General features: G+C 53.1%; 18 protein-coding genes and 1 tRNA gene. 4 read left to right on the top strand and 15 right to left on the bottom strand.

The genetic code is table 11. From position 1 onward, the window contains the following. Positions 1-15: 15 nt before the first annotated feature. From F1728_RS00980 to F1728_RS00990, 3 genes are all read right to left on the bottom strand, one after another. On the bottom strand, positions 16-2,994 hold the full coding sequence (locus F1728_RS00980) for a bifunctional serine/threonine-protein kinase/formylglycine-generating enzyme family protein (protein ID WP_155362515.1): 2,979 nt from the start codon (positions 2,992-2,994) through the stop codon (positions 16-18). A gap of 38 nt (positions 2,995-3,032) precedes the next feature. Then, on the bottom strand, positions 3,033-3,899 hold the full coding sequence (locus F1728_RS00985) for a hypothetical protein (RefSeq protein ID WP_155362516.1): 867 nt from the start codon (positions 3,897-3,899) through the stop codon (positions 3,033-3,035). Between the two features lie 113 nt (positions 3,900-4,012). Beyond that, positions 4,013-4,585: a sigma-70 family RNA polymerase sigma factor gene (locus F1728_RS00990; RefSeq protein ID WP_145040775.1), complete on the bottom strand. Its 573-nt coding sequence runs from the start codon at positions 4,583-4,585 to the stop codon at positions 4,013-4,015. A 191-nt stretch (positions 4,586-4,776) separates the two neighbouring features. Between F1728_RS00990 and F1728_RS00995 the strand changes: the two genes are divergently transcribed. After that, positions 4,777-5,454, top strand: a complete 678-nt coding sequence (locus F1728_RS00995; RefSeq protein WP_155362517.1) for a hypothetical protein — start codon at positions 4,777-4,779, stop codon at positions 5,452-5,454. Between the two features lie 649 nt (positions 5,455-6,103). On the opposite strand, the gene F1728_RS01000 is transcribed toward F1728_RS00995, so the two are convergent. From F1728_RS01000 to F1728_RS01040, 9 genes are all read right to left on the bottom strand, one after another. Beyond that, positions 6,104-6,424 (bottom strand): hypothetical protein, encoded by a 321-nt coding sequence (locus F1728_RS01000; RefSeq protein ID WP_155362518.1) that lies wholly within the window; start codon positions 6,422-6,424, stop codon positions 6,104-6,106. 132 nt (positions 6,425-6,556) lie between these two features. After that, entirely contained in the window at positions 6,557-7,045 is a 489-nt protein-coding gene (locus F1728_RS01005; protein ID WP_155362519.1) for a hypothetical protein, read from the bottom strand. 151 nt (positions 7,046-7,196) lie between these two features. Next, positions 7,197-7,577, bottom strand: coding sequence for a hypothetical protein (locus F1728_RS01010; RefSeq protein ID WP_155362520.1), 381 nt, complete (start codon positions 7,575-7,577; stop codon positions 7,197-7,199). Positions 7,578-7,607: 30 nt separating this feature from the next. Beyond that, complete coding sequence (locus tag F1728_RS01015) at positions 7,608-7,991, bottom strand: VOC family protein (RefSeq protein WP_155362521.1); 384 nt, start codon at positions 7,989-7,991, stop codon at positions 7,608-7,610. Positions 7,992-8,111: 120 nt separating this feature from the next. Next, positions 8,112-8,648 carry a hypothetical protein gene (locus F1728_RS01020; protein ID WP_155362522.1) on the bottom strand — a complete coding sequence of 179 codons (537 nt, stop codon included), beginning with the start codon at positions 8,646-8,648 and terminating at the stop codon, positions 8,112-8,114. An 81-nt stretch (positions 8,649-8,729) separates the two neighbouring features. Continuing rightward, positions 8,730-8,802, bottom strand: a tRNA-Phe gene (locus tag F1728_RS01025). Positions 8,803-9,026: 224 nt separating this feature from the next. Beyond that, positions 9,027-10,388, bottom strand: coding sequence for an HD-GYP domain-containing protein (locus F1728_RS01030; RefSeq protein ID WP_155362523.1), 1,362 nt, complete (start codon positions 10,386-10,388; stop codon positions 9,027-9,029). Between the two features lie 233 nt (positions 10,389-10,621). Next, on the bottom strand, positions 10,622-11,875 hold the full coding sequence (locus F1728_RS01035; protein WP_155362524.1) for a hypothetical protein: 1,254 nt from the start codon (positions 11,873-11,875) through the stop codon (positions 10,622-10,624). Positions 11,876-11,916: 41 nt separating this feature from the next. Continuing rightward, the gene (locus F1728_RS01040) at positions 11,917-12,765 is read right to left on the bottom strand and encodes a sugar phosphate isomerase/epimerase family protein (protein WP_155362525.1); all 849 of its coding nucleotides are present in this window, start codon (positions 12,763-12,765) and stop codon (positions 11,917-11,919) included. Between the two features lie 286 nt (positions 12,766-13,051). Here F1728_RS01040 and F1728_RS01045 point away from each other — a divergent pair, with 286 nt between their 5' ends. Together F1728_RS01045 and F1728_RS01050 are read left to right on the top strand one after the other, a co-directional pair. Then, positions 13,052-13,519 carry a universal stress protein gene (locus F1728_RS01045; RefSeq protein WP_155362526.1) on the top strand — a complete coding sequence of 156 codons (468 nt, stop codon included), beginning with the start codon at positions 13,052-13,054 and terminating at the stop codon, positions 13,517-13,519. 86 nt (positions 13,520-13,605) lie between these two features. Then, positions 13,606-15,213, top strand: coding sequence for an SLC13 family permease (locus F1728_RS01050; RefSeq protein ID WP_155362527.1), 1,608 nt, complete (start codon positions 13,606-13,608; stop codon positions 15,211-15,213). Between the two features lie 17 nt (positions 15,214-15,230). On the opposite strand, the gene F1728_RS01055 is transcribed toward F1728_RS01050, so the two are convergent. The 3 genes from F1728_RS01055 to F1728_RS01065 are packed head-to-tail and all read right to left on the bottom strand — an operon-like array spanning position 15,231 to position 19,513. Then, positions 15,231-16,610: a tRNA modification GTPase gene (locus tag F1728_RS01055; RefSeq protein WP_155362528.1), complete on the bottom strand. Its 1,380-nt coding sequence runs from the start codon at positions 16,608-16,610 to the stop codon at positions 15,231-15,233. Between the two features lie 24 nt (positions 16,611-16,634). Then, positions 16,635-18,764 (bottom strand): YidC/Oxa1 family insertase periplasmic-domain containing protein, encoded by a 2,130-nt coding sequence (locus F1728_RS01060; RefSeq protein ID WP_155362529.1) that lies wholly within the window; start codon positions 18,762-18,764, stop codon positions 16,635-16,637. A gap of 2 nt (positions 18,765-18,766) precedes the next feature. Continuing rightward, complete coding sequence (locus F1728_RS01065) at positions 18,767-19,513, bottom strand: metallophosphoesterase family protein (RefSeq protein ID WP_155362530.1); 747 nt, start codon at positions 19,511-19,513, stop codon at positions 18,767-18,769. Positions 19,514-20,561: 1,048 nt separating this feature from the next. On the opposite strand from F1728_RS01065, the gene F1728_RS01070 reads away from it, so the two are divergent. After that, positions 20,562-21,959 (top strand): sigma-54-dependent transcriptional regulator, encoded by a 1,398-nt coding sequence (locus F1728_RS01070; RefSeq protein WP_155362531.1) that lies wholly within the window; start codon positions 20,562-20,564, stop codon positions 21,957-21,959. The last annotated feature ends 182 nt before the right edge of the window (positions 21,960-22,141 follow it).

Consider the following 22,141-nt stretch of genomic DNA (forward strand, 5'->3'; position numbering starts at 1 on the left):
AGGCGGAAACCGAAATCACTTCCCTGAGACAGGTTCGATAAAACCACCGTCCCACTCGATGCGACAGCGGGGCAGCGCAGCCGCCAGTTTGCGGACGCCTCCTTCTGTGACGGGGCAACGCACGACATCGATTGCGACCAGTTTTTTACAGACATGTAATTCTTCAAGGCCGGCATCGGTAACTCGAGTGCCACTAAGCCCCAGCCAGACCCAGCGAGGCGTCTCAGCCAGCACGCGGCAAGCTGCGTCGTCGATATTCCTGCATTCCTTCAGGAGCACGCCGTGATTGCTCAAATAACGCATCTGCTTCAGCCCCTCAGCTGATATCTTCGTCTCAGACAGAATCAATCCAAAGAAATGATCGGTCAGATGCCGTAACTCAGCGACAGCCTGATCGGAAATTGAAGCCCCCTCTGCATTCAAATTTGACAGGTAAGTAATCCCGGGAAAGGACATCAGTCTGGCAAATACCAGATCGTCAACAGAAGCCCCGACAAAGACCGCATTCCGAACCCTGGGAGTATTTCGTAAATTCTCTACATTTTCAGCATTCAGTAAACGGATTCCTTTCAAATCGACTGCATGTAGAAAAGTGATCTCTTCAGGCAAAGTACCGCCTGGACTGACTTCAACTCGCTGATCACCGACAAAAACCGTAACATTCCCTCCATGTAAAACCACCCATTCTAATGACGAGCGTTGTTCTGGTGGAATTTCAATACGAATCTCCGGTGGAGGCATATCTGCACGCACTCGAACCAGACGAAATCCCGCCTTGATCGAAACGAGGCCTGGAGGTTCCTTTCTATAATCAATTGCGCGGCACCGATTCGAACTTTGCTGCCAACTCCCACCACATTGCACATATTCCTGCTGTCCCTCAGGAGTTTTTACTCCCAGGCACCATTCCGATACATTCCCATGCATATCATGTAGACCAAGTCGATTTGCCGAATAATATCCCACTTCCTGAGTCCGATTCAGACCGAAATCAATATTGGCTTCTCCCGTTAAGAGTTGATCGACGGGCTTTTTCAGATAGAAATCATGACTGCCGTTTGAATAAGTACCCCGTGGTCCTACCCGACATGCATATTCCCATTCAACCCGGGTTGGCAGGCGGTAGATCCATCCCTGATCCGCATATTTATCATTCAGTACATCGATAAAATACTGAATATCGAAACAGGAGACGCTCTCGACAGGTAGATCCCCCTGTTGTTCTACTGAAAGCGACGCGATCGCTGCTTTACCTGCTCCCTCAGCAGAAAAGTGGCTGTGATTCTTACCCACCACAGCCAGCCATTCCCGTTGTGTTACCTCACAGGCCCCCATATAAATATCTTGTGAGAAGCTCACATGCTCCCAACCTGCCAGTCCTCCATAGCCACCAAGATACGCACTCCCGGCCGGGACTTTGATGAAGTTCATTCCAAGCTGATTCTCAAACTGATCGGGAAGTGAAACCTCAGTTGTACTTCTCTTGGTGGGGGCTGCCGATAGTGGCACCTCCCGACTGACACGAACCACTTCGCGCCCATCTCGTGTAACAGTTATCAGCTCCCTCTTCAGAACTTCCCCGCCTTTTGTAGCCTCGAACTGATACTGTCCCGGTTTCAGTCGAAGCTCTTCGACTCCAGTCCCCTTGATTACCAGTTCCTGACCGTCGATGGAAACACTCACACCGGGATCTTCGACTTCAATCACCAGAGTTCCCTCGGGTGAGAAATAGCGGATTACAGTACTGTGCAAGCGGGTGATGCCGGTTGCGTCGGTAAAGCCAAAACTCGACAACAGCACGATGAGGATCGCCGCAACCTTCATCCACGATAACCGACTCTGCCTCAGTTTTTTTAATTTTGCCGAAGTCGACTCATCCCTGGTTTGACGCATCGGTACTGCTGCTTCCGCACCTCCGGCTAATCGCTCAGCAACATCCTGTGCAGACTGAAATCGATGATCGGGGTCTTTTTCGTGCAGTTGACGAATGATGGCAACCAGCCAGTCCGGCACTTCAGGAATGATCTCCCGGATACTCCGGGGTTCCTCATCCACGACCCGCTTCAGCACAGCCAGAGTCGACGGGGCACGGAAAGGAGGGCGTCCGGAACACATCACATATAAAACACTCCCCAGGCTGAACAGGTCACTCTTCCGGTCCAGCTTGAGCCCCTGAACCTGCTCGGGCGACATATACATCGGCGTACCCGCGATGATACCGCTCTGAGACCGGCTCGCGTCATCTGCGGCGCGTGCCAGACCAAAATCGGTAATTTTGACACGTCCCGTTCCGGACTCGATCAGGATATTCCCTGGTTTAATATCCCGGTGAATCAATCCCTGCAGATGGGCTGCTTCAAGACCATCTGCGATCATCCGCCCAAACTTCACGATGGTAGTCAGATCGAGCGGCCCATTGTCATCAATCATCTGCTGCAGTGTCTTACCGTCAATGTATTCCATCACCAGAAAGGGCAGGGGGGCTTCCTCGACCGCGTAAATATTAACGACGTTCTCATGACGTATGGCCGCGGTGGCCCGCGCCTCGCGCAAAAACCGCTTGCGAGCAGGAGAAGTCGCCGCCATGGCCGGGGTCATCACTTTGATGGCGACAATCCGGTGCAGTCGCTGGTCAAACGCCTTAAAAACGATACCACAGCCCCCTCGGCCAATCAGATCCTGAATATCATAGTGCCCCAGTGCTCCCAGCGATCCAGCTTCCGTCGCCGGCTGTAGAAATCCCAGGTCGAGATCATTCAGTCCAGGCTGGGCCCCCGCATCTTCCCCCGCGACGCGTGTTGCTTCGCTCGACCGTCGCATCTGCTCCAGCACAGGGACGCCGAGAAATTCGCCTGACTGTTCCGTCTCATTCAGCAAGGCAGCCACCTGTTCCCGCAACTGACGATCTTCGCCGCACACCTGATCGAGGTAGGCCGCCCGCTGCTGAAGATCTTCAATCTCCAGCGCGGCAATAAAGATTTCCTGTTCGTTCATATAAGACTTTTCTCTGAAGAAGTGAAGCGCTTAAAATTCTAGTTTGCCCACCGACCATTTTTGAAGTGACGCCAGGGATAATAACCATGTTTCAGTGAAACCCGGTCGTGATATAATCGGAGTCGCGTGTCTGTTGTATTGTCTTTTAACTCGATGTAATCCGGCTTGCGGGCCACTTCAGTAAAGCGAACATGATTCTTACCCCGGTTTTTGACTTCCAGCCAGCTTTGATCCGCCTGGATTGTGAATATCCCGCCACCCCCGCGAACGTATTTGCGCCGCCCGTCAAATACGCAGGGAGACAGCTCATTATGGGCCTTCGTCTTCAGCAGGGATGCCTTCGCCTGATTTCCATTCCGTGCACACTCCGCGATTTCATGCTGGTAGGCTTTCTGCATCGCCGTCACCGCGACGACCATCTCTTTTTCGAAGTGAGTGGTATTGATGACCGAGGGTAAAACCCGTTTCTCCTTAAACCGTCTGCGTTGACGTTCAATCAAATCGGCAGCATGTGTATTCCCCTGTTTGATGGCAATTGCCTTCTGTTTGTCAAACAGTTCGTTGATCGCCTTCATGGCAGTCTCAACCCGCTCCTGAAACTCTTCCCGGGCAGCATCCAGCTCTGGCTTCGCCTGACCGGGACCCGCTTTAGCCAGGATAATAATCACCTTACTCCGATTTTGACTTGGAAAATTGGCCCGTTGCACATGCCCCGACTTTTCACTTGAGGAGGGCAGAGTGGTAACCTGCGAACCGGCTTTGCCGTTCTGCGTTTTGCCATTCCAGCCGGCCCCCGTCTTCACTGCTTGACGGGGTATTTGTCTGAAATAATCGGCAGCCTGCAAAGCCGTAACATTCAGAACCAGGAACAACAGACAGATCAGATTTCTGGTTTTCAAAGACACGATTTGACCTCATGCAACAGGGGGGAGTCTGTAAAACAGAACAAAGTGGATCCAAATGGCCCTCTTTGAACCTCGCTACCCCTCAGTGCGAAAACCAGCAGCAGAGGACGTCATCAAATCTCAGATATTTCTGAATTTCTCCGCATTTCTCTCCGTAGCCAGGCTTTGGCATAGGCCCATAATCGATCAGCTGTGCGGGGGGAAACCCCCATCACTTCTGCAGCCTGACTTAATGTAAGGCCAGAAAAATAAAGCAGTTGCACTAATTCTGTAGCCCGGGGATCTACTGTAGAGAGCCTGTCGAGGGCTTCGTCCAGCGCAATCAGATCTTCTACGGGTTCAGGCAATGTGGATGGCAGCACCTCTTCCAGATCTAGACGAACTGCATTTCCACCACGCTTGAGACTTCGGCGGGCCCGTGCATTTTCAACCAGAATGCGGCGAATCGCGATTGCGGCGGCCCCGAAGAAATGTCCTTCACCATTCCAATCCTCGTCATTCCCAATCAGCCGCAGATAAGCTTCATGGACGAGGGAAGTGGCCTGACGCGCATGTCCTGTCGGCTCATTCGCCAGATATCCTGCAGCCAGCTTACGGAGCTCGTCATAGACTCGGGGCAGCATTTTTTCAGCTGACTCACGGTCTCCCGCCTGAACGGCACGCATCATTTCGGTGAATTCAGACATCGCAGACTCGAACTTTCAGATTGGGAGGTCATCCAGACTTTGCTTTACGGGTGAAGGACAGGCACACCAGTCATTTCAGACAACTCGCAATGGATTCTCGCTCCCAGGGTCCACACTCGACAACAGATCACCCCATGTTACAATACTGTCTTCTGATTCACAAACCTCAAAATCTTCGCTGCGGAGACATCATGCGGAACGCCAGACAGATCTCATTTCTGTTACTACTCATTTGTTGTACTGGGTGCCAGGACCAGGAAAATGCGAACGTTCCGGGACCCACGCCACAACAGGAAGCTACCAACCAGGCAATTATGCAGGAGATCCAGAAACTGGAGCAGGAATCGGCCAGTGCCGAACCGCCTCCCCCGGTGTTTCCACTCCCGAACCTCCCCGACTGGAAACGCTCCGCTCTCCGAGCCTTACCGGCCGCCGACCATGGCTTCTCAGTGTCCTACGATCACGCGGGGGGCATGAGGGTGACCTTCTATCAGTTTACGCGCGGCCTGAAAGAGATTCCCGACAATCTCAACAGCGAGCCCGTGCAAAATGAAATGAAGCATGCCAAAGCCAGCATCGAACAGGCAGTGGAACTTGGACTCTGGAACTCGGCGACAGAAACCGATCACGGCACCGTCTCGCTGGGTGACTCACCACAAAAAGCACTCTGGTGCCGCTACCAGCTCGCTACTGACCAGGGTGAGGTCAACTCCGACACTTATGTCTGGTCCCATGCGAACACCTTCTTCAAACTCCGCTGTACCGGCCACGCAAAGAACCCACTGGACGATGTGAAGACGCTCACTCCACTGTTGACCGCCTTGGGCGATGCCTGCAGTGAGAAGCAGAAAGCCCCCGCGGAGAAGTGAACTTCACACTGGAATACTTCATCCTAAAAAGATGCCCAGCCGCTCTCGTCACACAACCAACCCACAAAAGGGATGATTTACCCCGCTGGAACTGAATGGATTTCAAACCTACCTGTCACTGTCGCCTGGCTTACTCGGACGGATACCCTGAGAGCCTTTCCTGCCTTTCGTATCAAGTGCAACCGTCAGTGCCTCTACCGACTTTCCCCGTTTAACCACCATCTCTCTGGAGATTAGGATCATACAAAACGCAGTTAAGGCGAACGCACCTCCGATCCCCCCAGACGTAGAATGACAGAGAACATTTGGAACAAGGCATCAATCCCCACCCCTCTCCGACCTATAAGCATGTTGGAGATCGAAACATAAATTGCATAGACTGTTATCACTGGCAGAATCAATGTCGCCACCAAAGACAAACAGGACGCCCATTCCCAGAATCTCCTGGATTTCTTCATCTGCGATAATCGCTCAGACCGGAATGCTGTCTGTTGCGCCTGTCTCATCAAGCTTTGTTTCTCTGGTTGTCGCCTACTGTTATTCATTGTCTTTCACCAACGGCAAAATCAGTCTGTGTGGATCGGGCAGTTCAAATGTCTCAATCCGCAGAGGCACTTCCCTTGTGAGCAGCAATCGGTCGTTTTCTTTCCTACCCGCCGCGGAGAACTCGCTTATCGGTTTCGTCTTTCTCGGGCAGGTAACACTGCAACTGTCCCTCCAGATCATCAACATAAAGCCTGCCACAACTCGCACATTGCCACATCCCTCGGACTGGAGAGCAGATCAGTTCTCTCAGCTTCATGCAGGCCGCTTCAAACGAAAGCGTTCCCGCAGCCAGACGTTCCACAACCTGGACCTCCAGCGCATCAAACATCGCCAGCCAGTCCTGATCCGGTATTAAACGCCCCTTTTGAGGCAGATTGTCCGTCGAGTCAAATATTGTCTCCCCGCAGTAGCAGCTAAATTTCATCGCAACTCCCGTTGATCCTGGTATCGTTTCAGTGAATCCTGATAATTTTAATGTCACTTGCGTTTCAGCCCTGAAGTGGGTTCTGTTTCAAGTACAGTATCCGCTGATAATACATCTCAAATATGCTCTCTTTCACTTCGGCTGTGCCGGCAGCGGCACCTTCGCCTGCTGCAACACACTGTTAAATGCGTCTGCTGGTGAATCCGTAGGATTGAAGGCAGACTCAGGTTTGTCATGCGGATACCACCTGATATGGTAACACTGAAAGCAGATTACAAAATCATGTTGCTCACCATTCTGCTTCAACCGGATCCCGTGCCGGGGCGAGAAGCAGGCAGCGACGACCCCCGGATTCGCAGCTACACTCGCTCGCAGCGAATCCAGTAGCTTTTGACGGGTTGACTTATCTTTGATCTCCACACTCCCCAGCACTTTCCAGCCATGAAAGGTCTCGGGGTCTTCTTCGTCCAGTTCCACATCCGGGTCGAGCGAATACAATTCCCACACCGGTGCCTGTTGCAACGCCGCGTCCGCCTCCACAGGAATCTTGTCTCCCGCAGGGGGCAGTCTCTCCTGACACCCCCACAGCATGACGCCGATTAACAACAGTCCGGTTCTCATTTATTTCTTCCTGTCGTCGTGCATTTTTACATTCGAGCCAGCCTCTGCGTCAGCAGCCTTACCTGTTTCTTAGTAAATGCGGGAGGACTCTCAAGACTTGGTGGCAGCTCTCCCCATACTAAGTTATTCAGCACAAAAATAAGACAGCACATTAATCGAAGAACACACTGCCTCGACGCACGAACTCACAGTCTTCGAGGTCAAACGAAGTCTCGGGCTCGGTATCACCGCCTTTCGGCAGTTGGATCGTCACTGGTTGATCGGTCACGGGAACCCGGCAAAGATAGACCGTGTAGCCCCCTTCGACTTCGTGGGTGTACTCGAAGAGTAACTCCCCCTCTTTGTGCCCCAGCGTTTCCACAGTCACCGATCCCAGCGAGAAGCCATAACTGATTTTTTGCTTTGAATCGACAGCCGGATTGATCGTAATCACGCCGGAAGCTTCATCAAACGAGATCGCAGGCCCGGCAGAGGGAGTGCTACCTGAGCATCCAGCGAGCAAGAGTAACAGTAGGATGATTCGTCTTTTCATAACGAAACCCGCTAACACAACTGCAACAACTCAATCCGTGTTTTCCGCGATCCGCCACAATACACCGGAGGGGTCATATAGTACAAAGTCCCGCATCCGCCAGGGGCGTTGTTCCGGTTCGGTCACTGTCACGCCATACTTCTCGGCAATCTGCTGTTCTCGCACGTGCTCCCGCCAGTCATCCACATTCTGGACCGAGAGATGCATCATGAAATTCTCAGCCAGCTCTCTGACGTAATATTTCTGCAGCAGAAACGTGCAATTACCACAATGCAGATAGGCCAGTTCATCCGAAGACCAGGGAACCTGAAAACTGAGATCCGAGTAAAAGCGTTTGGAAAGTTCGAAATCCTTCGCAGGCACAAAGGCTTTCAGTTCGAGCGTTTCCAGATTCAATTCGTGTTCCGCATTCATCCCGCCGGCTCCTGTTTCAGATGGATCCTATGTCAGCATCCTTTCATCGTACCGCGAGTTACAGGTCCAGCAACAGAATTTCAGCAGGATCAGATCGGTTCATCGAAGTGATCAACTCATTTAGAGTTGAACCCTGAGGCATTGTCCCTGAGTTGGACAGAGTTGCGAGGGACAGAACTCGGTCTGCAAATCCGTGCGGGGAGTCACAAAGATCAGACAGCCTGCATACCGCACGCGGACATACGCATGCAATCTCCGCATCCCTGCCAGATCCATGCCCATCGTGTCATAGAGCAGGACTTCGGGGTCTTTTGACAGGGCTGCAGCCATGCCGAGAAAGCGGCGTGGATTCGCAGCGTTTTGTGAAAGCAGGGGAGCGACCCGGACGGGGAAGTCGCCGATAGTCTGTTCGGCTGAAGTTTGAGAGAGACTGGAATTCTGCACCAGCCAGTCGACCGTAGCGGATTCTTGAAACAGGCGTTTTCGCATCGAACGCGGGTCAGCTTCTTCAGCGACTACGACCTGTCGCCCCTCAGACTGAAAACGTTCGTACAAACGCTGCTGCAGTCGCTTCACACCATCCCCGGGATCTGCATGCAGACACCAGACAAAGCCGGGACAATACAGGATATCGTTTGTACCGTAGAACTCAGACATGCGCTCTTCCCATGCCCCCAACGCAAACGAGCGGGAATATCAAAAGACATTCCCGCTCGGCATCGTTTTCTGGTTAAAAAGTGGGCACGGGCGGGATCGAACCGCCGACACCAGGATTTTCAGTCCTGTGCTCTACCAACTGAGCTACATGCCCTTCGTTTCCGCTTTGAAATCACTGGCGTTAACTCCCTGTGAATTCATCGCTTAATGGAAGCGAGATGGAAATATAAGCCATTCCGCGATCAGTTTCAAGCATAACCACCGTTTCTGATTCAGGAATCGTCAGTTTTCCCGGAGAAGTGGATCTGGCTCTGCAAATATCGACAGTTTCACGGCTTATGAGGTTCGGATTAGCAGCAATTTAACGGTCAGGGCAGCTTAAACCTGCCCGTAAAACAGTTCTGATGACAGATCGATCTCATCTTTGCCGGGGGTGGGCAGGGCCTGATCTATTTGCAGATCACTCTGGCGGAGATCAATAATGCAATTCGGATCCAGGGGATCGGCCTGTTTGCCGTCCGCGGTCTGGATGATCTGTACGATCGGACTCGTATAATTTTCCCCGTTACGACGAATCACCCGGGCCGCACTCCCGTCTGTCAGGGTGACGAAACTTCCCACCGGAAACAGCGAGAGCAGGTTCAACAGGGCCCGCATGGAGGAAGAATCGATCGTTTTCGTGTTAGTCATCCGCAGCATGTATTCCATGGCCGCATATGGCATCAGGGCAGGGCGGTCCTCCCGGGAACTGGTCAGTGATACATACCAATGCGCCACATTTAAGATCCGGGCGAACAGGTGAATCATATTCTGAGTCCGTTGACGAGGATACCCGGCACCATTTGGCTGTTCGTGTACCTGGTAACAGACGACCGGCACAATACTCGGAATCCCGGCCACATCTTCCAGTATTTCCAGAGAAAAGATAGGATGCTTCTGCAATTCCATCCGCTCCAGCGGATCGAGCTTGCGACGCCATTTACCGATTTTGGCCTGCACCTTGACCATGCCCCAGTCGTGCACCAATCCACACAGACCGATGTTTCTTACGTTGGTTTCATCCAGGTTCAGTTCGGAACCAATTGCCATGCCTAACAGCGACATCTGCAGACAGTGCTGCGAAAGGGTTTCGTCGGAGCCAGCTTCCATGGCAACTGAGATCACACAATCGGCATCGGAAGTCAGTTGAGTCAGGTAATTGGCAGCGATGCCAGCAATTTCAGACCCCTTCGGCGTGCTTCCCTTGAGAGCACCACGCATCATATTATCCAGTGACTCGCCGAAGGACTGCTGCTGAGCGAACAGGTTTTCCCGATGTTCCCGGTCATATCCTTTACAGCCATGCACCACCATCGAATCACGGAGTGCTGGCCCCGTATTGGCGACGAACATCGACCCCGATTCGATCAGCTTATCCAGCTTCTCTGTCAACTCGGTCGAAAAAATCCCCCGATTGGGATCATCGACCAGCGGATTACCCACCAGCGCATTCAGACTTACAGTAGCAGCATCGTCACCGTGCAGTTCCACATGGCTCTGTTTTCGCTCGCGCAATAAATCTTTGAAACGTGAGGTAATCACGGAACCTTCAGCCAGCAGGAGCACACCATTCGCGTCATGGATCGGATTTTGAATCGTGCGTCCCACGATCAGATCTTCTACACGAATCGCAACGGTCTCCTGATTTCCCGCTGCATCACTGTGAGTGAGTTCTGGTTTTTCCTGAATTTCTGTAATCATAATCGGAACCTGAGCGAACCATAAATAATAATTGATGAAACCTGACGGCTTTGAGCGTCTGTGTGAGCTGCCGATCACACCATGGTTCACCTGAGTAGAGACTTATTTCAACTCTAGGTCAGAATTCTGCTCCCTCACCCGAGGAGGGATGTCCATGGCAAAAATCTCATTCAGGTCCTGACGGTTATAACAGTCATGCTGTTTCGCCAGAAATCACCTAAGGGTTTTACCTGCTAACAGATAGGCAAAACAGGCGTGAGCAGGCTTTCGAGTTGCTGCAGCACCTCTGCTTCACTGGGCTGAGGCGTGGCAATCAGTGCACGTAATGGAAGCGGTGTTCCATCAAAACGGTAGAGGGAACCGGCTGAATGGATACCAGAGATCCCCGTCGGAAGGAAGACTTCCGGCTCAAGGTCGCTCAGAGGAGCAGGGCCGACATGAATCAGCGGGATCTGTTGTAACTCCTGCAGGGCCAGTTCCGAAAGTCCCGTCAAAGGTGCATCACCAATCAGCAGACAGACATCAGCCTCTTTCTGTTCCAGCATGCGAACAGTCGCATATTCACAGGGAGAAAAACGGGGATACCCGACTGCAAAGTTCACAGCCGCTGCGTAACCTGTCTGCCAGGCCAACACCGGTTCGGCTCCTTTCGCAGCCCCTGCAGCAGGAACATTCATGGTATGACAGCGACGTTCAGACTGAATCTCCCGGGCCAGTAATGAAAGTGCTTCCAGCTTACGATGGAACAGGCGATCTTCAGAGACAGCAGGTCCGAAAAAAATCACGATGTAGCGACTCTGCCGAATCAGCGCTGCCAGTGATTCCAGTTCTCCTGCTGACAGACCTGAGGGGACATCACCATTCAGAGCAATCCCCCTGAGTAGTGCCCGTAACCGCCAGAGGGTTTCAAATTCCCCCTCAACAGGAACACGGAGTGCAAGATCAACATCAGCACTTGCATCTGACGCGGAAGCACCAACGGTGACGAATTTCCTTGAAATCGCGTCGGTCCCGGAATTCAGGCTCTGCTGGTGATGCGGATTCGCCCGTAGACTCTCCGCGTTCCAGTAGATAATCAAATCAGCACGACTACGCACTTCTCCTAAAGTGCAGGAGGCTTCTCCCACCTGCTGGAGTGCACGCGTGGAGGCTGAGGCACCGCTGTCGATCGTGGCTCCGATTCGATCCGCCAGACTGATGGCAGCCCGTTGAGCTTCGGTCGCGGATTGTCCCATGCCAAAGAGCAGGGGAGAGGTCGCATTTTGAATCAGCTCTGCAGCGCGAGTCAAAGCATCTTCCCGAGATGCTTCAGCGCCACTGATCAGGGGCTGTAACTGATTCGTCTGGCGGGAGCGCGCAAACCACGCCTGCCCCTGGGGGCAGGTGGTCTGCACGTCTAGTATCTGTTGGCCGTCTGTCGTGACCTGGATGTTATCGCAGACGCAGCAACATCCGGCACAGGTCACATCTTCAAACACGTTCTTCACAGACAGTCTCCGCCAGCAGTTTCAGGAGAAACAGGCAGCATTCAGGCCAGCTGTTCTTTCAGCTCTGTCAACAAAGCGACCGCTTTGCCGATATCAGCCTTCTGCTGATCCCGCTGCTCGGGAATTTCCCGTTCAATGGTCAACGGGCCAGTGTAACCGATTTCATTGAGAGTCCGCAGGTAAGTTCCCATGCCAACATCGCCGTCCCCCAGAGGCACTTCTGCTCCCCAGGCCACGCCACGTTGATCTTCAGGAGCCCAGGTGGCATCCTTGCAGTGCACACTGCCGACCAGATGGCCAACCCGTTTCAAGGCAGCAATCGGATCGCCCGTCCCGTACAGAATCATGTTCGCGGGATCAAAGTTGATTTTCAGATTGTCACGAGCCACATCACCGATGAAATCAAGCAGATGATCGGCGCTTTCCTGCCCGGTTTCGAGGTTCAGATTCTGGCCGTTCACTTTGACATGATCCAGCAGATCCTGGGTGGTTTTCACCAGATCCTTGTAATCGTCGCATTCACGATCTTCGGGAACGAAGCCAATGTGCAGCGCCACGGTATCACAACCCAGCAGTTTGGCGAAATCGGAAATCTCTTTCATCTCTTCTGTGCGGGCGGCCCGGGTTTCGGCAGGAACCAGCCCCACGGTCTTCTTCGTTGTTTCAATATCTGCGTAGCTTTCGCCATCAAAACCACCGAAGACGCAGGTCAGCTGAATGCCGGCATCGTTGCATTTCTTGATGAAATCTTCTGCAACTTCTTTCGTCCGAGTCTCCGCATGGGGGGCATGAATCTGAATCGTGGGGATTCCTAACTCCTGGACGACATCGAAGTGTACCCCCAGTCCCGCGTCGACGGATGCGAATACACCAATAGGCCATTTTTCCATTCTTTTGCCTCCCCGATTGATTGTTTCTCTAGGTCTCAAATTGTTCGGTTTTCATTACAAAACAGGCCCCCGCCTCTCGGGAGCCTCAACTCATCATAAGGAGATCATCCCGGTTTCACAAACCACGACCTCGGTTTCTTAACAAAAAAAAGAAACACTTTTTCGAATGTCGTTTCCCGCTTCCCCCGTCTATTGTTTCCAGCACGACTCCCCTTATAATGGAGCCTGCTTGCAATGATTGCCCCAGAATAATTTAGTCGGCCCGGCCACTGAAAGGATACCGCTCATGATTGAAATCAATAAAATCCTCATCCCCACAGACTTCAGTGAACCCTCTCAGGCCGCTACTCAATACGCCGTCGAACTGGCAAGGAAATTCGATGCCCAGCTGCACCTGCTGAACGTGATTGAAGACCCCGTGGTCTACATGCCCATGTTCGAAAGCTATGCACTGCCGCCCAAGGAAGACTTCGAAAACTTCTCCAAAACCCGTCTTGAGAACTGGATCCTGGACGAAGATAAAGAAGGGCTCGATCTGGTTACCCACTGGGTACACGGCAATCCGTTTGTCGATATTCTGAAGTACGCGAAAAAAGAAGACATCGACGTCATCGTGGTCGGCACACACGGTCGTTCCTTCACCGCGCACCTCCTGCTCGGAAGCGTGGCAGAGAAGGTCGTGCGGAAAGCCCCCTGTCCGGTTCTGACCGTCCGCCCGAAGGGACACCAGTTCATCCATCCGGCACAGGACTAAGCCTGATTCGGCACGCTGATTCAACCTGTTGACAGTGCCTGCTCCCCAGTGAGCGCGCCTGCTGATAATCCAGGGACACTCTCTACGTGATTGGCGACTCATCACATACTTCAGAAAGTCGGATTCCCTTCTACGGTAAATTGTTCAGCCTGATTGCGTTTGTCATCATTCTGAATCTGCCGACGCCGGACGATATGTCCTCTGCTGCGCAGCGCCTGGCTGCGGTGACCGCACTGATGGCGATCCTCTGGATGACGCAGGCACTGCCCATTGCCGTTACCAGTCTGGTTCCGCTGTTTGCCTTTCCTCTGTTCGGTATCCAGAACCCGGCGACGGTCAGTCAGGCTTATATTAATCAGAATATCTTTCTGTATATGGGTGGGTTCATTATCGCGCTGGGCATCGAAAAATGGGGCGTCCATCGCCGCATTGCCCTGCATACAATTAATGTAGTCGGGTCGAGCCCCCGCCGGGTCGTGCTGGGGTTCCTGTTTGCAACCGGCTTTCTTTCGATGTGGATCAGTAATACCGCCTCTACGCTGCTCATGCTCCCCATCGGCATGGCGATCATCGGTTCCATGTCCGAACTCGCACTGTTCGATTCCAACGTCGATTCTTCTAAAGCCATTCGCCATTTTTCGGTCGCGCTGCTGCTGGGCATCGCATATTCCGCCAGCATCGGTGGAGTCACCACGCTGATCGGCACGCCCACCAATATCGCCTTTCAGCAGATCTGGCTGGCTCAGTTTCCGCAAGGCCCGCAACTCTCGGCAGGGGAGTGGATGATCATGGTTGTCCCGTTCGGGGTGACCTTCATTATGATCACCTGGCTGGTTCTCTGCTGGAGAATGCCATCGCTCTCCAGTTCCAAAACATCCTCTCGAGATATTATTCAGGAACAGATTCAGAAGCTGGGACAACCCACCCGCGCGGAAGCCCTGATGCTGTTCGTCTTCGCGACCACCGCCATCCTCTGGGTCACGCGCAAACCATTGATCTTTGGTGAATGGGAGCTGCTGGCTGGCTGGGAACAGTTACCCATTCACTTCCTTAAGAAATGGGGCATCCCCGCAGACCAGGCCTCAAGCTGGGTCCACGATTCGACCGTTGCCATGGGGATGGCGATTCTGATGTTTGCTATTCCTGCCCGGAAATCCGAAACGGGGCAGACGGAATATCTCATGGACTGGGAGACCGCGGAACGACTGCCCTGGGGCGTCCTGCTGCTGATTGGCGGCGGCTTTGCCATCGCGGGCGCATTCAAATCGACCGAACTCTCCGACTGGGTCGGGCATGTCTTCTCGCAGGTAATCGCCGGCTGGCCCGCCTGGGCTCTGGTTCTGGCCGCCTGCCTGATGCTGACCTTCCTGACCGAATTCACGTCGAACATCGCAACCGTGAATACGGTACTGCCGATCCTGGCTGCTACCGCGGTCAGTCTGGAAATTGACCCTCGGTTGATCATGATCCCCGCAGCGATCTCCGCCAGTTGTGCGTTCACCATGCCGATCGCTACGCCCCCGAATGCGATTGTCTTTGCTTCGGGAAAGATCAAGATGTCCGACATGCTGACTTACGGCATCATCCTGAATCTGATCGGCGTATTCCTGCTCACGGCCTTCATGTTCTTCTACTTCATTCCGCAGATGGGCATTCAGCCGGGAACTGTGCCGGACTGGCTTCACGCTCGCTGACAGTCTGATGCGACAGTTTATTTACCGATGCAGAACTTGCTGAAAATTCGATCGAGGATGTCATCGGTGTAAACCTGGCCGACGATCTGCCCCAGATGCTGCAGGGCTTCGCGTATTTCAATCGCCACCAGTTCTTCTCCGAGTTGCAACTCGGCAGCTTCTTCCGCAGCCCCCAGAGATTCACCCGCTGCCCGCAGGCTTTCCCGACACCGTGACGCGGTGGAGCCGATCAGATGCCTGCCCCCGCGATGCGTCTCAGACAGCCGTTCCAGTATCTGATCCTGCAGAGCTTCCAAACCAGTCCCCTCCGCAACACTGATCTCCAGGTCGGCCTCTATCGAATGAGAATCCACAGGGGCAGGAGAGAGATCGCTTTTCGTACGCACCGTCAGAACATTGCGAACGGCTGCCAACTGATCGCGCTGACTGCGGTCCTCGGCACTCATTTCAGGCGTCAAATCAGCGGCCGTGCACCAGACCACCAGATCCGCCTGTTGCGTCTGTGCCTGACGAAAATTCTGAGCACTGACTGAAATTTCATGTGCTCCCGTTTCCAGGCCGGCGGTATCAATCAGGTGGATACTCTGACCTTTCCAATTCAGCGGTGTCACCAGGTAATCGCGGGTGGTACCTGCGACATCCGATACGAGTGCGGCTTCCGCATCCCCGACCAGCGCATTATACAGTGTGCTTTTCCCCGCATTAGGGAGCCCCGCCAGCACCAGCGACAGACTCCCGGTCGACTCCATCCGCTGTGCCGAATCGGCATATAGCTGTTCGCAGAACTCGCGAATGCCTTCCAGACGGGTGACCAGCGTCACGCGGTCTATGAATTCAATGTCTTCCTCGACAAAATCGAGCCCCGCTTCCAGTTCGGCCAGCAGTTCCAGCAGTTCAATGCGTGCCCGCCCGATCCGGGTTGAGACACCTCCCGCCAGCTGACTGAGTGCCAGGTTCAGCTCTTCATGATCGTGCGCATCAATCACCCCCAGCACCGCCTCGGCCTGCATCAGATCGACGCGTCCTGCCAGAAAGGCACGCAAGGTGAATTCTCCGGGCCGCGCCATGCGGGCACCGCGGGAAGCGATCTGCTCGATGGCGGCTTCCAGCAGAGGGGGAGAACTGACGGTATGAAATTCCGCCAGCGGCTGACCGGTAAAGCTCCGCGACGTCGGCCAGTAATAGAGTGCCCCCGGCAGGCGGGTTTCGGAACCTGCCAGTTGCAGTGTTCCCGGATACCGCTGCGAGTGTATGCTCTGCTGCCAGTCCGTTTCCGCTTCAAAACAGGCTGACAGACAGGGTAGAATCTCGCGACCACTGATGCGAATCAGGCCGGCTGCGCCTGCTCCGGGAGCAGACGCCAGTGCCACAATCGTATCGTCAAACTGCAGATTCATGTCGCGTCTCTCAGGACGTCCTGACTATCGACGTTTCTTGGACTTCTTCCCGTTGCCTTTGTCGCGGGGATTCTGATCACGCTGTTTTTCATTCAGCGCTGCCTGGGCCTGAGCCTGGTCGGCAATCTCCTGCAAGCGGGCAAACCAGCCTTTTTTCGCAGGCTGTTCATCCTCTTTGTCCGTCTTCTTGTTCTTGTTCGGCGAAGACTTCTTCGTCTCCGCTGTGACTTCGATCACATTCGGATCGGCACTGGTCGCAGGATGACGTTTGGCCTGGAAATCCAGCAGTTTCCGCTCGCAGATCCCCCACAAACTGGAAGCAATGAAGTACACACACAAACCGGCCGGCACGCGGTAGAACAGGAAGCCCATCGCAATCATCATGTAGTTCATGATCTTGTGCTGCAGCTCCTGATCTTTGTCGGTTGGAGGCGGCATGAACAGCTTCTGCTGTACCACAAACAGTCCTACAGTAATCAATGGCAGCAGGTTGAAGTTATCTCCCAGAACCGGCAGATTGAACGGCAGCTTGAACAGGGCATCCGGAGCAGCCAGGTTGTCGATCCAGAGGAACGGGGTTCCTCGCAACTGGACGGCATTGTTCAACGCGGTGTAGAGACCAAAGAAGATTGGCAGCTGCAGGAAGATCGGCAGACAGCCAGCCAGTGGGTTGTAGTTATTCTTGCTGAACAACTCCATCTGCGCCCGGCCCAGCTTCTCGCGATCGTCGCCGTATTTCTTTTTCAGCTCGGCTATCTGCGGCTGCAGCTCTTTCATCTTCTGAGCGCCTACAGCCTGCTTCCGCGACAGGGGATACAGACTTCCCCGCACGATCACAGTCAGGCAGACAATGGCAATCCCGTATGACAGACCAATGCTGTGCAATGTCGTCAGCAACCAGAGCATCAGCTTAGCTACGGGACCGAAGAAACCGAAGTCCATGATCTCGGTCGCCTTCAACGGCGGTCCGAGCAACGATTCCCGTTTGGGGCCGGCATACAGAGCATAGCTGTGCTCGGTCTCACCGCCGGCGGGCAGTTCGATCTCATCAGAATTGATTTTGACCGTGATGCGGCTCTGTTCTTCAGTTTTCACATTCTGCTGGATGAGCACCGGCTCGACACTCGCAGAATAATTGGACTGCATCTCACCGTTGACCAGTTCCGGCTTATAGTTCTTGCCATCCGGAGTAAGCAGGGCGGCAAAATATTGAACGTCCACACCGGCGAACTGAAAAGCCCGTGTGTATTTCTCGACGTTCTGTTCCTGAATTTCTTCGATAATGTCTGCAGCGTATAAGGTCGTGGTGTCGACACTCATATCGTCCTGCAGGAATCCAATGCGAACATCGCGGAACTTACGCGTATTGTCTGCGTTCTCCAGCGGAATTCCCACGGGACCCAGCAGCTGATAATCCAGCACCTGCCCTTGTGAGCTTTCGTTAATCAGTTTGAGATCGAAGTGAATCAGGTAACCGGCCTGCTGGGTATTGCGGAACTCGCGAAAATCCTCTCCCTCAGGTTTGCGGTATTTCTTCAGGCTGAATACCTTCTGAACTTCAATACTCCCATCCGGAGCACTGAGTCCCAGGCGGACCGAATGAATGATTCCGTCGGCATCTTTCACTTCTTCCAGCACCTTCCAGTCAGCGCGACGGGTATTGGTGAGGAAGGGGGCCAGTTTCTGGTCCAGCTGTTTCATCTCGATCTGTAAAGACCGCGAAACCTCTTTGGCACCACTGAATTCCCCCAGGATCTGCAACTGTTTCTTGTTATCGTCCAGGTCTCTGTAGAGTGGATCGTTCAGAGAGGCTTCCAGGACAGCAGCCCCCTGAGTCGTGATTTTCGCCTGCAGAAAGTAGCCTGAGTCCGGGTCCAGTGAACCGAGTACAATTGTCCGATTGGGATTGCGGGCAAAACCGGCTTTCTGTTCTGCCGGCTGTTCGGGCAACGGCTTGACTTCGCCATTAGTCGGCGGCTTTTTCGCGACCAGGGGCAGATCGGGATCCTGCTCATCCTGCGCAGGCGCGTTCTCAGCCTGCTGTTCTGCGACAACCTGAGGACGGGGAGCAATGCGGGGGACAATGAACATCTGCCAGAAAAAGATGACTGTGGCAGACAGTACTACAAAGAGTAAAAGTCGTTTTTGTTCCATGATTATCGACCGTCACGCAGACGATCGCCCAAAAAGTTATCTAAATCAGGGATATCGTAAATCTTCTCGGCGGTCGTGTTGAAATCGTATTCAACCCGGCAGAAGGTCACCTTCTCATCATCGATAATGACATAGGAAGAGCGGCTATCCGCATCACGGGGCTGTCCCACCGAACCGACATTCACCAGGAATTTTTCCTCGCCGAATGAGTAAACGTAATCAATCTCATCCGGAGCAAGGAAATTCATGCTTTCTGTAAAAATGCCGGGAATATGAGTGTGTCCCTGGAAGCAGTACTGGTCGACCAGACCAAAAATACGTTCCATTTTCCGCTGGTTATAAATGTCTTCCGGGAAGACGTATTCGTTTAGTGGATTACGGGCGGAACCATGCACGAACAGCAGTTTATCCTCGCGAATCATCCGCGGCAGTTCGCCCAGAAAATCCCAGCGATCCTGGTTTTTATTGGCATCACCCGTCTCCAGCATCTTCCGAGTCCAGAAGATGGCGCGTTCGGCACCGGCATTGAAACCTTCCGGATCAAACAGGGCAGCCTGGTCGTGGTTCCCCAGCAGAGACTTCTTGCATCGTTGTCTGACCAGATCGATGCATTCCCGCGGATTGGGTCCATATCCGATGATATCACCCAGGCAATAAATCTCGCTGATCTCACGGCGATCAATGTCAGCCAGGACAGCTTCCAGCGCCTCGAGATTACCGTGAATATCACTAATTATCGCTCTTAACAACGGACAACTCCCACTTTGTTTGACCGGGAATACCAGTTCGAAAGACTATCCAGGCAGTTTGCTTTTTACGGAGCATGACCACCCGAAGTTCTCATCAGAAATAAACTGCGACGGGTCAGATCTGTCAAAACAGACATGAATGCATTCACACAATGAAACACCGCCGCGGCACCGCGAAAGAAAAGCAGCGGTAACATGCAACGGGACACTGAGTCTGACCGGGTCTGACAAAAGATCACTACAGCTCTGAGAGACCGTCCAAAATCTTTCCACCAAAGTCCCAATAGTAGCAGTACAGGGGCACCATCTCAAGGCTCTGTTTACAGTTATCATTCGTTACCTGTCAGTAAATCTTCTGATTTCATCTCAGCTGAATGCCTTCAAAAAACAACATTGCCTCATTCATGACTGAAAAACACACCAAAACTCTCCCAGATCACCAAAATCGGTGATGATTTCTCTCCCCGGATTGAGTCAAAACATAGGAAACTGGGATAATACTGGCTAAATAGCGTTTCAAATGGCGAAATCAGGGATTGTACCGACTTTCAGGCCTGAAGCAGTTCTGCGGGGCAATTGAGCCACTGCAACACAGCGCGAGATCCACTGCGATCCCTGCAAGCGGCATTATCCAACCATCGCCGACCTCAAGCAGTGGTCACATTAACAGTTTCCTGAACCTCAAAGATGCAACCGAGGAACAGCTGCTTCCCAAAATCAACAGCCGCGTCGCTCCCGATGTTGCCTGCAGGAAACTGTGGTCTATGTTTTGGTACCCCTTCATCATGATTGTCTCCCAGTTTTCAACTCGGGTCGCACTGTTCGCCGGGATGGCGGACAAGCAGCCTGATTTGAAACCCGGTCTCTTCACATGTTCCCCGGAGCAGGTGAGCGATTCCGCCATCTGCGCTGTCGAACCGTCTGGACGGTCGCTGACAGTGCCAGACACTGGTTCCAGTGAGATCTAACATCCTATTAACTTTGATCCATCAAATCAGTTGTACGACGATTACAACGCTACAAGCACCTTTTGGCGAGACATAAATCAATGAAGACAAATTCAGGCTCATTACTGGTAGTTGATGACGACCAATACATTCTGGAAGCCATGGCAGACTATCTGCGTAGTCTGGGGCACCGTACAGAGACCTCTCTGACCTGCCTCGATGCCATCGAACGACTGAAAGAATTTCCGTTTGAAGTCGTGATCTGTGATGTCAACCTGCCGGATCAGGATGGATTCCATCTGCTGGAGTGGGTTGAGCAGAATGCCCCCGACACCGCCGTAATTATGCTCACCGGATACGGCACGATCGAAAGTGCAGTCGAAGCAATCCGCCTCGGGGCCTTCGAATATCTCACCAAGCCGGTCATTGATGAAGAACTCAGCCTGACCATTGAACGCTGCCTGGATCAGCGACAGGTGGTCGAAGAAAACAAATCACTCAAAGCGCAACTCGATCAGCGTTATGGCCTGTCCAACATTGTCGGACAGGACTACAAAATGCAGAAGATGTTTGATCTGATCGAAAGCGTCGCCGATACGCGTACCACTGTTCTGATTCTGGGAGAGAACGGAACCGGTAAGACAATGACGGCCCGCGCCATTCATCAGTTGAGCGATCGTGCCAACAAACCATTCGTCGAAGTCGCCTGCGGGGCACTGCCTGACACGCTGCTCGAAAGTGAATTGTTCGGACACAAAGCCGGTTCGTTTACCGGAGCGACTCACGACAAAATTGGTAAGTTCCTCCAGGCCGACGGAGGCACACTCTTCCTGGATGAAATCGCGACCGCTTCTCCCAGCCTGCAGGTCAAACTGCTGCGTGTTCTACAGGACCGTGAGTTTGAAGCTGTCGGCGATAACAAAACACACTCCGTGGACATCCGCCTGATTCTGGCCACCAACCAGGATCTGGAAGAGATGGTGGCGAAAGGGGAGTTCCGGCAGGACCTCTACTACCGTGTTAACGTCATCACACTCACCCAGCCCGCACTGCGGGAACGCATGAGCGACATCCCGCTGCTGGTGGAACATTATCTTAAGGTCTACAACGAACAGATCGGAAAATCGATCAAAGGTTTCGATCCTTCCGCCATGCAGGCCCTGCTGAAATATTCCTGGCCAGGTAACGTGCGGGAACTGATCAACGTCATCGAACGCTCGGTAGTCCTCTCTAAAGGGGAGTACATTCGCGTGCATGATCTGCCTGAGCAGATCCGTCAGGAACAGTCCTACTCACTCTCCACAGAGACCAGCAGTGGCGGACGTAGCTCGCTGAAAAATGCCCTCGCCAATCCCGAGCGACAGATCATCATCGAAGCACTGGAAGCCAACGGCTGGAACCGTCAAAACACTTCCAAAGCCCTGGGTATCAACCGGACGACACTCTACAAGAAGATGAAAAAATACGAGATCGACTTCGAAAAGCAGTTGATGCACTAAGCAACCGCCAACTGTAAATAACTGAAACAACACAGGTTCTTCTGAATCTCCTGAACCGGAAAGCACGCCTCACTGGCGTGCTTTTTTTACGTTAGCGGCAAAAGCGGTATTCCCTTCAAATCAGGAAAAACGAATAAAGTTGCACTTATATACCTGTTTTCACATTTCAGAAGTGCCGATAT

Origin of the sequence: Gimesia benthica, assembly GCF_009720525.1 — a bacterium.
GTDB classification, from domain to species: domain Bacteria; phylum Planctomycetota; class Planctomycetia; order Planctomycetales; family Planctomycetaceae; genus Gimesia; species Gimesia benthica.

Coding starts and splice junctions, on each gene's coding strand:
- F1728_RS01000 (WP_155362518.1), bottom strand. CDS start 6,424: ATGAAATTTAGCTGCTACTGCGGGGAGACAATATTTGACTCGACGGAC.
- F1728_RS01055 (WP_155362528.1), bottom strand. CDS start 16,610: ATGAATCTGCAGTTTGACGATACGATTGTGGCACTGGCGTCTGCTCCC.
- F1728_RS01040 (WP_155362525.1), bottom strand. CDS start 12,765: ATGGAAAAATGGCCTATTGGTGTATTCGCATCCGTCGACGCGGGACTG.
- F1728_RS01005 (WP_155362519.1), bottom strand. CDS start 7,045: ATGAGAACCGGACTGTTGTTAATCGGCGTCATGCTGTGGGGGTGTCAG.
- F1728_RS01020 (WP_155362522.1), bottom strand. CDS start 8,648: ATGTCTGAGTTCTACGGTACAAACGATATCCTGTATTGTCCCGGCTTT.
- F1728_RS00980 (WP_155362515.1), bottom strand. CDS start 2,994: ATGAACGAACAGGAAATCTTTATTGCCGCGCTGGAGATTGAAGATCTT.
- F1728_RS01045 (WP_155362526.1), top strand. CDS start 13,052: ATGATTGAAATCAATAAAATCCTCATCCCCACAGACTTCAGTGAACCC.
- F1728_RS01010 (WP_155362520.1), bottom strand. CDS start 7,577: ATGAAAAGACGAATCATCCTACTGTTACTCTTGCTCGCTGGATGCTCA.
- F1728_RS01060 (WP_155362529.1), bottom strand. CDS start 18,764: ATGGAACAAAAACGACTTTTACTCTTTGTAGTACTGTCTGCCACAGTC.
- F1728_RS00995 (WP_155362517.1), top strand. CDS start 4,777: ATGCGGAACGCCAGACAGATCTCATTTCTGTTACTACTCATTTGTTGT.
- F1728_RS01015 (WP_155362521.1), bottom strand. CDS start 7,991: ATGAATGCGGAACACGAATTGAATCTGGAAACGCTCGAACTGAAAGCC.
- F1728_RS00990 (WP_145040775.1), bottom strand. CDS start 4,585: ATGTCTGAATTCACCGAAATGATGCGTGCCGTTCAGGCGGGAGACCGT.
- F1728_RS01030 (WP_155362523.1), bottom strand. CDS start 10,388: ATGATTACAGAAATTCAGGAAAAACCAGAACTCACTCACAGTGATGCA.
- F1728_RS01070 (WP_155362531.1), top strand. CDS start 20,562: ATGAAGACAAATTCAGGCTCATTACTGGTAGTTGATGACGACCAATAC.